General features: G+C 67.8%; 15 protein-coding genes. 6 read left to right on the forward strand and 9 right to left on the reverse strand.

All coding sequences use genetic code 11. From position 1 onward, the window contains the following. Window positions 1-2: 2 nt before the first annotated feature. Window positions 3-908 (reverse strand): haloalkane dehalogenase, encoded by a 906-nt coding sequence (locus H7J89_RS04775; RefSeq protein WP_264036942.1) that lies wholly within the window; start codon window positions 906-908, stop codon window positions 3-5. Between the two features lie 114 nt (window positions 909-1022). On the opposite strand from H7J89_RS04775, the gene H7J89_RS04780 reads away from it, so the two are divergent. Continuing rightward, entirely contained in the window at window positions 1023-1751 is a 729-nt protein-coding gene (locus H7J89_RS04780; protein ID WP_264036944.1) for a DUF2652 domain-containing protein, read from the forward strand. Here H7J89_RS04780 and H7J89_RS04785 read toward each other — a convergent pair. Both H7J89_RS04785 and H7J89_RS04790 read right to left on the reverse strand, forming a co-directional pair. Then, window positions 1748-2890 (reverse strand): MalY/PatB family protein, encoded by a 1143-nt coding sequence (locus H7J89_RS04785; protein WP_276041731.1) that lies wholly within the window; start codon window positions 2888-2890, stop codon window positions 1748-1750. The genes H7J89_RS04780 and H7J89_RS04785 overlap by 4 nt on opposite strands. 80 nt (window positions 2891-2970) lie before the next feature. Continuing rightward, window positions 2971-4068, reverse strand: coding sequence for an NAD(P)H-dependent amine dehydrogenase family protein (locus H7J89_RS04790; RefSeq protein ID WP_264036949.1), 1098 nt, complete (start codon window positions 4066-4068; stop codon window positions 2971-2973). A gap of 216 nt (window positions 4069-4284) precedes the next feature. Between H7J89_RS04790 and H7J89_RS04795 the strand changes: the two genes are divergently transcribed. From H7J89_RS04795 to H7J89_RS04805, 3 genes are read left to right on the forward strand one after another with little or no spacing between them, the layout of a single operon-like run. Then, window positions 4285-5262: an LLM class flavin-dependent oxidoreductase gene (locus H7J89_RS04795; protein WP_264036951.1), complete on the forward strand. Its 978-nt coding sequence runs from the start codon at window positions 4285-4287 to the stop codon at window positions 5260-5262. Between the two features lie 11 nt (window positions 5263-5273). Beyond that, window positions 5274-6335 (forward strand): NAD(P)H-dependent amine dehydrogenase family protein, encoded by a 1062-nt coding sequence (locus tag H7J89_RS04800; protein ID WP_264036954.1) that lies wholly within the window; start codon window positions 5274-5276, stop codon window positions 6333-6335. Between the two features lie 45 nt (window positions 6336-6380). Beyond that, window positions 6381-7355 (forward strand): LLM class flavin-dependent oxidoreductase, encoded by a 975-nt coding sequence (locus H7J89_RS04805; RefSeq protein ID WP_264036956.1) that lies wholly within the window; start codon window positions 6381-6383, stop codon window positions 7353-7355. 16 nt (window positions 7356-7371) lie between these two features. Here the strand turns inward: H7J89_RS04805 and H7J89_RS04810 are convergent, their stop codons facing one another. Beyond that, the gene (locus H7J89_RS04810; protein ID WP_264036958.1) at window positions 7372-8157 is read right to left on the reverse strand and encodes a spirocyclase AveC family protein; all 786 of its coding nucleotides are present in this window, start codon (window positions 8155-8157) and stop codon (window positions 7372-7374) included. Window positions 8158-8346: 189 nt separating this feature from the next. On the opposite strand from H7J89_RS04810, the gene H7J89_RS04815 reads away from it, so the two are divergent. Both H7J89_RS04815 and H7J89_RS04820 read left to right on the forward strand, forming a co-directional pair. After that, window positions 8347-9012, forward strand: a complete 666-nt coding sequence (locus tag H7J89_RS04815; RefSeq protein ID WP_264036960.1) for a TetR/AcrR family transcriptional regulator — start codon at window positions 8347-8349, stop codon at window positions 9010-9012. 19 nt (window positions 9013-9031) lie between these two features. Beyond that, window positions 9032-10240, forward strand: coding sequence for a cytochrome P450 (locus H7J89_RS04820; protein WP_264036962.1), 1209 nt, complete (start codon window positions 9032-9034; stop codon window positions 10238-10240). A gap of 123 nt (window positions 10241-10363) precedes the next feature. Here the strand turns inward: H7J89_RS04820 and H7J89_RS04825 are convergent, their stop codons facing one another. The 5 genes from H7J89_RS04825 to H7J89_RS04845 form a co-directional block, all read right to left on the reverse strand. Next, the gene (locus H7J89_RS04825) at window positions 10364-11353 is read right to left on the reverse strand and encodes an alpha/beta fold hydrolase (protein ID WP_264036964.1); all 990 of its coding nucleotides are present in this window, start codon (window positions 11351-11353) and stop codon (window positions 10364-10366) included. 55 nt (window positions 11354-11408) lie between these two features. Next, complete coding sequence (locus H7J89_RS04830) at window positions 11409-11903, reverse strand: lipoprotein LpqH (RefSeq protein WP_264036967.1); 495 nt, start codon at window positions 11901-11903, stop codon at window positions 11409-11411. An 84-nt stretch (window positions 11904-11987) separates the two neighbouring features. Beyond that, window positions 11988-12719 carry a hypothetical protein gene (locus H7J89_RS04835; RefSeq protein WP_308205078.1) on the reverse strand — a complete coding sequence of 244 codons (732 nt, stop codon included), beginning with the start codon at window positions 12717-12719 and terminating at the stop codon, window positions 11988-11990. Further along, on the reverse strand, window positions 12719-13591 hold the full coding sequence (locus tag H7J89_RS04840; protein ID WP_264036972.1) for an LLM class F420-dependent oxidoreductase: 873 nt from the start codon (window positions 13589-13591) through the stop codon (window positions 12719-12721). The genes H7J89_RS04835 and H7J89_RS04840 overlap by 1 nt, the downstream gene beginning before the upstream one ends. After that, a complete protein-coding gene (locus H7J89_RS04845) occupies window positions 13588-14370 on the reverse strand; it encodes an SDR family NAD(P)-dependent oxidoreductase (RefSeq protein ID WP_264036974.1) in 783 nt (260 codons plus the stop codon). Before H7J89_RS04845 ends, H7J89_RS04840 begins: the two co-directional genes overlap by 4 nt. Window positions 14371-14374 lie beyond the last annotated feature (4 nt).

The raw sequence follows: 14374 nt of genomic DNA on the forward strand, positions 1-14374 counted from the left end.
GGTCAGCGCACCGCCTGCTGCCAGGACAGAATGCGTTCGGCCAGTTCGGGTCCGGCGTCTTCCTGGATGAAGTGACTGGCGCGGATGCGGGCGTGCGGCTGACCGGCGGCGCCGGGGATGTGCTTGATCAGCGGACGGTCCGCCTGGCCGAGGATGGGATCCCGGGCCCCGAAGATGGCGAGGAAGGGCTTGTCCCATTGGCCCAGCGCTTTCCAGGCGGCCCTATTGGCGGGGACCGCCGGATCGTCCGGGGAGGTGGGCACCAATTGCGGGAAGGCGCGGGCCCCGGCCTGATACGTCTTGTCGGGAAACGGCGCGTCGTACCCGGCCCGCACCCTTGCGGGAACGCGGCGAACGGTCCCCACGGAGACGATGCGGCCGGCGGGCAGCACGGGGGAGTAGCGCGCGAACGCCCGCCAGACGTGGAAGGCGGGTGGAGTGGGTCGGTCCGCGGTGGGCAGGAAACCATTGGCCACCACGAGTCGGGCGATGCGGTCGCCCTGCTCGGCGGCGATGCGCAGCCCGATCAGCGATCCCCAGTCCTGCACGAACAGTGTCACGTCCTTGAGATTCAGGCGGTCGAACCAGGCGGTCACCCATTCGACGTGCCGCTGGTAGGTGTAATCCTCCATCCGGCTGGGTTTGTCCGAGCGGCCAAAACCGATCAGGTCGGGCGCGAGCACACGGTTTCCGGCGTCGGCCAGCGGCTGGATCATCGTCCGGTAGAGGTAGCTCCAGGTGGGTTCCCCATGCAGCAGCACGATCGGCGGTCCATCGCCCGGGCCCTCATCGAGGAAGTGCATGCGCAGCGGCTGGGTGTCGCTCGCCGCCACGTCGAGGTAGTTCGCTACGAACGGATAGCCCTCCAGGTTTTCGAATCGGGAGTCCGGGGTTCGTAGCACATGCATATTCAGCTCCTCCGGTGGGCGGGCGCCTCTGCTAGCCTCCCGCGACAACGCGAGTTCGTCTAGTGGGAGATTTGATTGGGCTAAGCGTTGGGCGGACAGTAAACTGGCTTGTTCATGGCGATTCGGCGCGCGGTCCTGATCATTGCCGACATCAGCGGCTATACCCGCTACATGCAGTGGAACCGCACCCACCTGGCCCATGCGCAATTGACGGTGGCGGGTCTGCTGGAGTCGGTGATCGACGCCGGCAGAGGCCTGAAGCTGGCGAAGCTGGAGGGTGACGCCGCCTTCTTCTGGGCGCCCGACGGCGACGCCAAAGTGCTGGTGTGCGACCGGCTATCCCGGATGCGCGAGGCGTTCATCGCGCGGCGTGAGCGCTTTCAAAAGGATCTCGCCTGCGAGTGTGCGAGCTGTGCGCAGTTGGACAACCTCTCGGTGAAGTTCGTCGTCCACCAGGGTGAGGTGGCCGAGCAGCGGGTGAAGCGCCACACAGAGCTCGCGGGCTTCGACGTCATCCTGGTGCATCGCATGCTGAAAAACCTGGTGCCCGTGGTCGAATACGTGCTGATGACCGATCCCGTCGCGGCGTGCCTCGACGAATCGGTGCGCTCGCAGTGCAAACCGCTGATCCACGTCTTCGACGACATCGGGGAGACGTCGACGTATTACCTCGACCTCGCGACGTCGCAGGTTTCCCTGGCCCCGGCCGAGTCCAGCTTCCTGCGCCGGCTCGGGGCCACGGCCAAGCTGGAGTTGAACTCGCTGCCGTTCGTGCTCGGCTTCAAGCGGCCCGCCGAGGGCTTCCGCAACTTGGGCCGCGGCGCCGAGGAGATTCCGGCCTAGCCCGCGTGGGCGAGGGCGCGGCCCATCCGGGACACGGCCTCGGTGAGGATGGCCCACGAGGTCGCGAAGTTCAGCCGGACGTGCCCCGCGCCGCCGGTGCCGAAGACGTGGCCGGAACTCAGCGCCACCCGGGCGTGGTCGAGGAACCACCGGGCGGGCCCGGACAAGTCGGCCACCACCGCAAGCCCGTCGACGGCGTCTTCGGTGAAGCCGAGTTCCCTGCAATCGAGCCACGCGAGGTAAGTCCCTTGTGGCCATTGGTATTTCACCTTCGGCAGGTGCTCGGCGACCAGATCGCCGAGCAGCGTCCGGTTCCGATCCAGGCCGCGCAGCAGGTCGTCGAGCCAGTCGCCACCGGTGCGGAAGGCTTCGGCGTGGGCGATGACGCCGAGGTGGCTTGGCCCGTGGCTGACCTCTTCCGGCATCCGGTGCAGGTCCGCGACCGCCTCCGGTCCGGCGATGGCCAGTGCCGCCTTGAGTCCGGACAGGTTCCAGGCCTTGGACGCGGACGTCAGGGCGAAGGCGTTCTCCGCGCCGGGCACGGTCAGGTACGGGGTGAACCGCGAGCCCGACAATACGACGGGCGCGTGAATCTCGTCCGACACCACCCGGACGCCGAACCGGCGGGCGAGTTCGGCGATGGCCCCGAGCTCGTCGGCCGTATGCACCGTTCCGGTGGGATTGTGCGGGTTGCACAACAGGTACGCGACGTTTCCACCCCGGGCTCGGGCGCGCGCAAAGGCGTCCGCCAACGCGTCCAGATCGACTCGGCCTGCGGCGTCGAGCGGCGCTTCGACGACCTGGCGGCCGTCGTGCGTGACGAACGCGTAGAACGGGGCGTACACCGGCGGGTTGACGATGACGGCGTCGCCGCGGTCGGTGACCAGACGTAACAGCTCCACGGCGCCGAGCATGACGTCCGGGACGATCGCCGTGCGACCGATGTCCAGGTCGTGCCACTGCCAGCGCTCAGACGCGAATTGACTGACCGCTTCGGCCAGCGCCATGCCGCACGGATATCCGGTGTCGCCGTTGTCGATGGCCGCCCGCAGCGCGCCGGCCACGGTGGGTGCCAGCATGACGTCCATCTCGGCGACCCACAGCGGCAGGACATCGGCCGGATGCGCGCGCCATTTCATGCTCGTGCGGAGCTGCAGTTGCTGCAGCGTGAGCTCCTCGAGCGGGTTAAACGTCACGCCCGCAGAGTAACCGGCGCAACCTAGCCGCCGACAAACGCGTGTTGCGGGATCGTCAACGGCAGGTCCACCGAACTGATCAATCCCGGTTCTGCCGCAACGACATACGGCACGGCGTTCACGACCCGCATCGCGGTGGCGACCATAGCGCCGGCCCCCGAAGTCATTCCTCCGACTCCGGCCTTGCGTGGGTCCTTGAGCGTCGCGGCCAGCGTGCAATCGATGTCGGGGTCGCCGCTGATCATGACGCGGTAGGACAGGTCGCCGATCCCGGTCGGCCACTCCGGCGCGACGTCGTGCGCGAGCCGGGTGACGTGCTCGATGACGATGGCCTCCCGGCCGTCGACGACGCCGATCGCCCGCATCCGCAGCGCGCCGCACGTTCCGGCCTCGACGGTGCCCATGGCGACCTCCAGCGCCCGGTTGGTGACCGCGCGGTCGAAATATTCACGGACTTCCTGGACTTCGACGCCGAGCGCGTCGGCGACCAATCGGATCTGCCCCTGCCATTCGCCGGCGATCGCGCCGGGGAAACCGATCCAGGGTTGGTAGTCGAGCGGCCTGCCGAAACCGAGCGCGTCGCTCATGATGTCGGGCACGCCGTAGTCGTCGTACAGGCCGATCTCGAACGCGTGAATCTTGTCGATGGACGACGACTGGGTCGACAGCACCAGCGGCAGGTAGTCGGCGGCGAAGCCGGGTTCGATTCCCGACGCGTACAGCGACACCTGGCCCTGCTTGGCCGCGGCGACCAGTTGGTCGCGCCACTCGGCGGGTTCGTAGGCGTGCGGGTTGACCAGTCGGGTGGTGCTGGTCGTGACGACGTTGATGCCGGACTCGAGCAGCCTGACGTAATCCGGGATGGCCAGCGCGTCGCGTTCCGGACCGCTGGCCGCGTAGATGACGCAATCGGGCTTCAACGCAATCAGCGCGTCGGCATCGGTGGTGGCCGCCAGGCCGATCGGCTCGCCGTTGGCGAGTTCGCCGGCGTCCTTGCCGTCCTTCTCCGGCGAGTGCACCCAGACCCCGACCAAGTCCAGATTGGGGCGATGCTGGATGGTGCGGATCGCGATCGATCCGATGCCGCCGGTCGCCCACACCGCCACGCGATGAGTCGTCATCCTGTTCCTCCTCAGGTGCGTGCGCGATGAAAACTGAGGCGGCCGTTGCCCTTTACGCCGACCGTTACCCAACGTTCGCTTCGGAAGCTAGCAGCCGCGCGTCAGCGGGGTCAAGGGTTAAGAAAGCGCGCACTATCTTAAAGAACAAATCTTAGGTTAGTCTGCAGCTGTGCGGGCATTGCGGCCGATCCTCAGAGGCGACGCGGGCGCGCGCTGATGTTCACCCTCCGGTTCGATATGCGGGCGCCGAATTGGGCCGGGCCCGCCGCCGATCTCTATGCCGCCGCCATCGACATGTGCGCGTGGGCGGAAACCCGCGGCGGTGTGTTGGCCGTGCTCTCCGAGCATCACGGCACTGACGACGGCCACCTGCCCGCACCGCTGACGTTGGCCGCGGCGATCGCGGCCAGGACACGCGTGTTGGCGATCCTGCTTGCCGCCGTGCCGATTCCGTTGTGGGACCCCGTCCGGCTCGCCGAAGAGATGTGCGTGCTCGACCTGATCAGCCGGGGACGGGTGTCGTATGCGTTCGGCGTCGGGCATCGACGCGAGGAGTACGACCACTTCGGCATCGACATGGCCACCCGCGGCCGCGCGGCCGACGAGATGTTGGCGGTGCTCGGACCGCTGGTGCGCGGGGAGCCCGCCGAATATCGCGGCCGCACAATTCGTGTCACGCCGGCGTGCGGTTCACCCGGTGGTCCGATGATGCTGATCGCCGGCGGCAGCGAGGCGGCCGCGCGACGGGCCGGGCGCTACGGCCTCGGTTTCGTCTCCCAGACGGCGTGGCCGGGCCTGAAGGAGTTCTACGAAGCCCAGTGCCGCGCGCACGGACATGAACCGGGGATCGTCCAGTTCCCCGTCCCGGGCACGCCCACCGCGGTTTTCGTCGCCGATGACGTGGATGAGGCGTGGGATGTGCTGGGACCCCACCTGCTGCACGACGCCGTGACGGCGGCCTCATACCGGCCCCGGGACGATTCCGTTGCGAGTATCACCCGCGCCGACAGCGTCGCGGCGCTGCGCGAAGAGCGCGGCCCGTACCGCATATTGACCTCCGACGAGGCGACCGACTACGTGCGCGGCGGCCGGCCGTTGCCACTGCACCCGCTGTGCGGTGGCGTCGCGCCCGACGTGGCGTGGCCGTACCTAGAGCGCGCGGCGGCCGCCGCCGCGCGGGCACACGTCCAGTAAGGAGAATGCTGATGCGTGTTGTCGTGTGGTCCACTGGGGGCGTCGGCTCGATCGCCATCGATGCCATCAGGCGTCGACCGGACTTGGAACTCGTTGGCGTGTGGGTACATTCGAGCGACAAGGTAGGCAGGGACGCGGGCGAATTGGCCGGAGGCGGGCCGCTGGGCGTGGCGGCCACCAACGACGCCGATGCGCTGATGGCTTTGTCGCCCGACTGCGTGGTCTACGCGGCGAGCGGTCCCGAACGCGACGGCGCGGCCGTGCCGGACTACCTGCGGCTGCTGGGCGCCGGCATCAACGTCGTGTCGACGTCCTCGACGAGCCTGGTGCATCCGCCGTCGTATTTCGCCCCCGACTGGCGTGACCAGCTCGAGGCGGCGGCCAAGGCCGGCGGCGCCTCGTTCTACGTTTCAGGCATCTTTCCCGGGTTCGCCTCCGACCAGCTCGCCCTGCTGATGACGACGCAGTCCAAGAACATCCGCACCATCACGGCCAGCGAGGTCGCGCTCAACGATCACTACCCGGTGGCCGACGTCATGATGGACGGGATGGGCTTCGGCCGGCCGCTGGATTTCGAGCCGATGCTGAAGACTCCCGGCTTCATCGAGATGGCATGGCAGGCACCGATATACCTGATCGCCCAGGGTCTTCGCGTCGAGGTGGAGCAGGTGCGCGGTTCGCTCGACCGCCGGTTGACCGAGCGCGACATCGAGGTGGCGTTCGGCACCATCGAGGCGGGCACCTGCGGTGCCGTGCGGACCCGGGCCGCCGGGGTGGTCAACGGCCGGGAGGCGATCGTGATCGAACACGTGATCCGAATGGCCCGCGACGTCGCGCCCGACTGGCCCGCCTCGGAGTTCGACGCGACCTATCGGGTCGACATCGAAGGCGATCCCGACATCCACTGCGTGATGACTCTCGGCGATGCCGAAGGCCACGGCGCCGGGCACGCCGCGATGGCGTCGACGGCCATGCGGGTGGTCAATGCCATTCCCTACGTCGTCGACGCGCCCCCGGGCCTGGTGAGCTCATTGGACATTCCCACGACGCTGCCGCTTTACGCCTTCGACTGAGCGTGTAACGTGCATCACCAAGATTAGGCCACCTAGGAGTTTGCCGTGTACACACTGCGCTTCGACATGCGCGATCCCGAATGGGCCGCGCCCCCAACCGATCTGTACGCCGCGGCACCCGAAATGTGCGCCTGGGCCGAGGAACACGGCGGTCTGGCCGCCGTGTTGTGCGAGCATCACGGGTCGGAGGATGGCTATCTGCCGTCGCCGCTTCTGCTGGCCTCGGCGGTGGCCGGGCGGACACAGCGTCTGGCGCTGAGCCTGATCCTGATTCTTCCGTTCTACGAGACCGTGCGTCTTGCCGAGGACATGGCGGTCCTCGACATCATCAGCAACGGGCGGGCGTCCTACATCCTGGCGTTGGGCTATCGGCCCGAGGAGTTCGAGCAGTTCGGCGTGCCGATCAAGACGCGTGGCCGCCTCTGTGACGAGAAGCTCGGGTTGTTACGGCGGCTGCTTGCCGGTGAAACCGTCGTCGAGGACGGAAGGCGGATCACCGTGACGCCGCGCCCGTTGACTCCCGGCGGGCCGGGACTGATGTGGGGCGGCGGAACGCTGGCAGCGGCCCGCCGGGCCGGCAGGTATGGCCTGGGCATGCTGGGCAACGCCAACGCACCAGGCATGCAGGAGGCCTACGAAGAGGCCTGCCGGGAGCACGGCCATCAGCCGGGGCCCACGTTCTTCCCCGACCGCGACACGCCCTCGGTCGTCTTCGTCGCCGACGACGTGGATCGAGCGTGGAAAGAGATCGGCGAGCATCTGCTGCACGATGTGCGCACCTATGCCGCGTGGAACCCCGGGGACGAGACGACGGCGGGATTCAGCCACGTCAACACCGTGGACGAGCTGCGTGCGACGGGGACATCGCACGTGATCATCTCTGTCCCCGAGGCGATCTCGCGGGTCCGCGCCGGCCAGGTGCTCAACCTGTCGCCGCTGTGCGGCGGGCTGCCGCCGGACGTCGCGTGGTCGTATCTCAAGCGCGTGGGCGAGGTTGTGCTGCCCGAGGCTCTTGGGTGACCGCCGGGACTCGTAGTTACTTGGGTTGGTTCGGCACGCCCGGGAACAACTGCTCCGTCGGTCCCGCGGTCACCCAGCCGCCCAGCTTCGTGACGAGGTGGGGCGCGAAAACCGCGCCATAGAGCACGTTTCCGACGACGATCACGGCGACGACGGACAGCAGCGACGAGCCCAGGCGGCTCTTCGCCCTGTTCTCGGCCCACATCTCGATGACGTTTCGTCCCTGCGGGTCGGTGCGGCCGAGCAGGTAGGTGAAGGCCATCATCTGGATGGCCATCGCGAGGGAGTCGTACAGCGGGTACTGATGCACGGTGCCCTCGCGGATCGCCAGCCCGGGAATGACCCGGCCGTAGTAGAACACGCCGAGTTTGGCGCCCAGGAACCCATTGAAGAACAGCGCCCAGCAGAATCCGACGACAAGGCCGACCACCAAGAGCGTTGGGGGCCTTCGCCATCCGAACCGAGCGCTCAACCATCGCCCGATCGCCGTGCCCGTCACGGCCGGCAGCACGAAGTAGGAGATGTAACCGACGGGAACGAACAACGGCAGTCCACCCCACGTCACGTTCAGCGGCCACCACGAGGGCATGCGGGGGATGGCCGGCGGGAACTGCGCGTACATCGCCCAGTCGTAGGGGGCCTCGATCCACGAAAACGACATCGCCGAGATGCACAGCAGCAGGAGGGGGTGCAGGCGGCGCCCCCGAACGCTGAGGTAGACGCCGAGGGCGGTGAACCCGATGCCCCCGACGAGCGCGAAGTCACTCGCCGCCTGCATCACGGGCGTCATCTGGGAGCTCACCGATCGTGTCCTTGAGCCCGGCGTGCCTGCGGGTCGAAGCGCAACACCAGCCCGAATATGAGGACGATCAGCCCGAACAGCGTGCCCAGCATGATGACGGCGCCCACGGTCGCACCCCTTCCTACCCTCGACTCATTAGATAGTGCACACTATCCTAAAGGCAGTCAACCATCGGGCGAGGAGCGAACTGTGCCCCAGCGGCCACCCAGCACGAAACCCGGCGCGGCGGAAGCGCCCGCCCCGGCGAACCGCCGACCGCGTGGCGCTCCGCGCAAGCTGCTGCTCGACAGCGCCCGGGCGCGCTTCGCCCGCCAGGACTACCGCAGCACGACCACGCGTGAAATCGCCCAGGCCGCAGGCGTTACCGAGCATCTGTTGTTCCGGCACTTCGGTTCGAAGGCGGCGCTGTTCCGCGAGGCGCTCGTCCAGCCGTTTACCGACTTCGTCGCCGAGTTCGGCCGGACCTGGCAATCGGTGGTCCCCGAGGAGACCGACGAGCAAGAGTTGGCCCGGCACTTCGTCGGACAGCTCTACGACGTCTTCGTCGAACACCAGGGTCTGCTGCTGACGCTGATGGCGTCGGAGGCACTCAGCGAGGAGGAGAAGGCCGACGCCGGCATCGCCGATATCAGGCGGGCGATCACGGCGCTCGGGGAGATCAGCGCGGAGGGCATGCATCTGCGGGGACTGCGGTCGGACCATCCCGACCTGCCCGCTCACTCGACGGTGGCAATGATCGCCGGCATGGCCGCGTTGCGCTCCACGTACTTCGGCGCCAAGCCGCCATCTCGAGAGGTCATCGTCGAAGAACTCACCCAGGCGATCCTGCATGGCTTCCTACACCGAAACGACTGAGCGAGGGGACTGACTGACCATGGACAAGGCGGGCACCAACGCGATCGACTTGTACTACGACCCGTTCGACTCCGACATCGACGACAACCCGTACCCGGTGTGGAAGCGCATGCGCGCCGAAGCGCCGCTGTACTACAACGAGAAGTACAACTTCTTCGCGCTGAGCCGGTACGACGACGTGGCGCGCGAGCTCCCGAACTGGCAGACCTACCGATCCGGCCGCGGGACCACGGCCGACATCTTGTTCGCCAATATCGAAGTGCCGCCGGGCATTCTGTTGTTCGAAGACCCACCGCTGCACGACCTGCACCGCCGCCTGCTGTCCCGTGTCTTCACGCCGCGGCGCATGCTGGCCGTGGAGAACCTGGTGCGCGACTTCTGCGTCCGGGAGCTGGATCCGCTGATCGGTGCCGGCGGCTTCGACTTCATCGCCGACCTCGGGGCGATGATGCCGATGCGGACCATCGGCTACCTCTTGGGCATTCCCGAGCAGGATCAGGCCAAGATTCGCGATCGCGGCGGGGCCTACATCGAGTTGTCCGACGAGCGCGACCCCGCCGCGGTCAACGCGAAGCTGTTCGAGGAGAGCATCGTGGTGTTCGCCGAGTACATCGAATGGCGGGCCGATCACCCCTCCGATGACCTGATGACCGACCTGCTGCGGGCCGAGATCGAGGAGCCGGACGGTACCCGGCGGCCGTTGTCGCGGACCGAGGTGCTGGCCTACACCGCCATGATCGCCGGCGCCGGGAACGAGACCACGGCCCGCTTGATCGGCTTCATGGGGCAGCTGTTGTCCGATCATCCGGATCAGCGCCGCGAGCTGGCCGCCGACCCGTCCCTGATTCCCGGCGCGGTCGAGGAGACGCTGCGCTACGAGCCGCCCTCGCCGGTGCAGGCCCGCTACGTGGCGCAGGACGCCGAGCTCTACGGTCGGGTCGTGCCCGAGGGCTCATACATGTTGCTGCTCAACGGTTCTGCCAACCGCGATGAGCGCCACTTCACGGATCCGGACCGTTATGACATCCACCGCGCTGGCAGCCACCTGAGTTTCGGGCAGGGCTTGCACTTCTGCCTGGGCTCCGCGCTGGCCCGGATGGAAGGTCGCGTGGCCCTCGAAGAGGTCCTCAAGCGCTGGCCCGACTGGGAAGTCGACTACGCCAACGCCCAGCGCGCGCACACCGCGAGCGTGCGGGGGTGGGCGCGCCTGCCCGTCGTCACCGGCTGACGCTGCTGGCCCTGGGCCGCGTCGAGCTCGAGTGCCCGGCCAGCCGGGCACTCGAGCTCGAACGTGCGGCCAGCCGGGCACTCGGCGAGGTGAACACCAGTGTGACGCGCCCTCGGCGAAAGGCTAGGAGGCGCTTTGGTCTACGAGTACCGCGCCGTCGGGCTGGTTGCCGAGTGTCTGCAGCGGAATGTCGCCGCCCTGGGCCGTGAGCCGAACGATCTCGGCCAGTTGGCCGGGCGCGTCGCATTGCAGGTAGTGGTCGGCGCCGGGCACCACCCAATAGCGGTTGCGGCCGGGCTTGTTCTTCAGATACGTCTGCCAGACGTGATTGGGGACGCGTAGCGGCGCGACGTTGTCATGCAGCCCCCACACCACGGTGGTGTTGACCGGGCTCTTGGAAAGTGCCTCCAGCCAACCTGTTTCGTCCGCGGCACGCTCGTGCAGGTATTGGATGGTGTCGGGCAGCACGCGGATTCCGTCGTTGTGGGCGAAGCACTTGGCCAGCGCGACGATCTCCGGGTCGTCGGTTGTGCGCCGTGGCATGAAGGTGCTGGCTCCCAGGCCCGCCGCCAGCAACTCCGGCGTCGTCGCCTCCGCGGTGGGCCTGCCGGTCGCGGGGTCGAGCAACGCGGTCTGGAAAGCGGTGAGGTTGGACAGCGGTAGGTAGATGTTGGCGTTCGTCACGATGAGGTCGACGGGCGCGGCCGGCGGATCCAGGGCGGCCAGCATCTCCAGTGCGATCATGCCGACGCTGCTGCCGCGGTCGTGGGTGAGCATGCGATATTCGGTCAGATTCCACACCTGGGTGATCGCGTAGACGAGCAGACGCGCGTCGTCGTAGAGCGAATACACGTACGGCTCGGCCGGCTTGTCGGACAGGCCGTAACCCGGGAAGTCCAGCAGGTAGATGTCGAATTCGGAACCCAATTCAGCGCCCAGGGCGAAATAGTCGATGCTCGACGTCGGGAAGCCGTGCACGAGGACCAGGGCGGGGGCGCCGGGTGTGCCGCAGCGGCGACTGAACACCGCGACTTCGTGCGCATCGTTGGCGGCGGTCGTTGACCGCCAACGCAGTTCAGTGCCGCCGGTTTGCCACTCCGCGAAGATGTCCAAGCTGCCAGCATCGCAGAGGCGACGACGGTAGACAACCACTTCCGCGCCACCGCAGTTACGGGCAGGTGATGTGCACCCCGAAAGTCACCGGGCGCGTGCCGCTTTGGCCGGGCGTCGTCGCCTCGCCGGTTCCGGTGACCGTGTAGCTCTTGCCCTCCTTGGTTGCCTGGACCTGGGTGGCCGACTTGGTCGACTGGTAGGGCAGTTGGTACCGACCGTTGGCCAGCGTCAGGGAAATCGCGAATCCGTCCACCATGGGCGGCTTCTCGTCGGACAGGGCCAGCGACACAGACGCCGTGTCGTCGTGCACGGTGATGCGGGTGGTCAAGTCCCCGGATTCCGGTGGCGACGCGTTCGGTTGCGCCGCCGAACTGGCGCAGCTGACCGCCGAGGTCATGGTGTGTTTGTTCCCGTCGATCATGACGGTCGTGGTCACAGCAACCCGGCTCGAACTCGGGGCGGACGCCGGCTGGCCGCCCTCGCCGGAACAGCCGGACAAACCGGCCGCCAGCACGATCGCGGCGGCCGCGAGGACACACCGATTGGTCATCTCACCTCCGTTGTCAGCGAGGACGATAGGTTCCCTTCGTTTCGGGAAGGTCTCATTTCTCTGGCGACCAGTCAACCGGGGGGTTTACCGCCAGGCTTCCCAACTGACCATGCTGCGCAGCGGTCCGGCGAAGATGGGCCGTACCGCGCCCGATCGCCACCGCTCTTCGATGACGGGGGCCAGGGCATCGGTCGTGGTCAGCGGGTCGTCGTCGAGGTAGACGACGGTGATGTATTGGTGCTCAGTTCGCCAGCCCCTCGGTAAGTGGCTCCAGCCGGCGCTGGAACCGAATGTCCAGGCGCCGGCGGTGCCCGGCACGCCGAGCAGTACCGGGTGGTGCTCGGCATGCAACCACTGCAGCCACCCGTCCGGGCGGCGTCCGTCAACGGGTTCTTCGACGATCAGCACGATGCCGCGGTGCGGCCGGAACGGCACCACCTCGGCGGAGACGAGCGCGTGCGGGGCGCTGTGCCATTGCAGCAAGCGTAGGCCGGCAACTTGCAGGGACGGCCTGACGACGGGAAAGCGGCCGTTCTCGCGCAGCGCGCGGCCGAGTGCGACGAAGTCGTCGAAGGTCTCCTCGACGGGGTCGCTCACCAGATAGTGCACCGCGTTGCCGATCTCGCCCAGCGGGCCGCGGGCCGCCAGTCGGTGCTGGGGATAGTCGCCGTCGGCGATCCAGCGCAGCCCGTGCACGATGCCGGGAAGTTGATACTGCTCCGGCATGTGATCCAGCAGGTGCCAACGCAGGTAGCTGCCGTCGTCGTCGGCCGGTGGGGCGGCGGTGAGGCTGAATATGCCTGCCCTGACGCGGATCACGCGGCGCCGCCGGGGAAGTGCAACTCGGCGAGCGCCTGCAGGTTGTCCAGGTAGTGCTGCAGCGAGGTGTGGCGGAAGGCGGCGGGCACGATGGTGGCGCCGTGCGCGGCGGCCTCGCCGATGGCGTCGCGGGTTTGTTCCGGCTCGTTGATCGGGTCCAGTGCCGTCGATGGTGGCAGGACTACCTCGAAATCGGATCGAAGATCGAAGCGGCTCAACCAGTCTCGTGCCTGGGGCAGGGTCACGTTGAAGGGTGCCCAGCCGTCGGCCAGGTTCGCGGCGCGGCGCAGCGACCGCAGCGTGCGGCCGCCGATCCAGATCGGGATACGGTCCTGCACCGCGCACGGATCGACGACCATGCCGTCGAACGAGTAAAACTCGCCGTGGTAGGCGGGTTCGGGCACGGACAGCGAGGCGCGTAGCGCCTTGAGGGCGTCGTCACCCCGCGGTCCGCGGTCGTCGAGAGGTGCGCCGATGAGCTCGAACTCCTCTTTGAGGCTGCCGACTCCGACGCCGAGGATGAGCCGGCCGCCGCTCACCTTGTCCAGCGTGCCGTAGCGCTTGGCGATCTCGAGCGGATGGTGGTATCCGAGCACCAGCACGTTGGTGGCCAACCGGATTCGTTGGGTGCGTGCTGCCAGGTAGCCGAAGGTGGCCAGCGGATCCCAATAGCGGGTACCGCGGCGGTGCGTCTCGGCCGCGGGCAGCGCGATGTGCTCGCTGCAGGTCAGGTGGTGGTAGCCGAGCCGATCCGCAGCCTCGGCGATCCGCGCCAGATCGTCGATGGAGGCGTGTCTCTCCCAGTCGCCGCTGGTCTTCGGAAACATCGTCACCACGGGTGTAGCCACCGAGAGTCGTGGGGCGCTCATCCCTGCATGTACCCTCCGGCGTCGACGGGGATGGATTGGCCGGTGATGGTGCGGCTTTCGTCGCTGGCCAGAAACAACGCCAGGTTGGCGACGTCTTCGGGCGTGGAGATATCCTGCAGGGCAACGCCTTTGAGGGCCCTGGCCCGCTGGGTGGCGAAATCGGTCTCCCGCTCGTCGGCCGTGCGTTGCACCCATCGCCGCCACAGCTCGGTATCGATGGCGCCGGGCACGATGCAATTGCACCGGATTCCGTAGGGCCCGACCTCCAGCGCGACGGTCTTGGTGAACGCCCGAAGGGATGCCTTGGCGGTGACGTAGTGGGTCTTGCGGACGATCCCGGAATAGCCTGCCGTGGATGAGAAGTTGAGGATGACGCCGCGACGGCGCGCCAGCATCGACTGGTTGAGCACTTCCCGGGTGCACAGCATCGCCGCGGTGACGTCGATGGCGATCGTGGCGTTCCAGTTGTCCAGGGTTTGCTCCCAGATCCAGCGGTCCTGTCCGGGCGCGGCGGCGTTGTTGCACAGAATGTCGACCTGGCCGAATTCGGCGACGGCCCGCGCCACCATGGCCGCGACGTCAGCCTCGTCGGTGACATCCGCGCGCATCGCGATGGCTCCGGGCCCCGCGGCGTGGGCGGCCTCGCGCACCAGCTCCTCGCGTCGCGCGGCCAGCAGCACCTTGGCGCCCTCCCGGACGAACAGCGCGCCCAACACGGGCCCCAGGCCGGTGCTGGCCCCGGTGACGATCGCGACCCTGCCGTCAAGCCGGCCGCTCATTGCG

This window comes from Mycobacterium paraffinicum (assembly GCF_025822865.1).
In the GTDB taxonomy this organism is placed as follows: domain Bacteria; phylum Actinomycetota; class Actinomycetes; order Mycobacteriales; family Mycobacteriaceae; genus Mycobacterium; species Mycobacterium paraffinicum.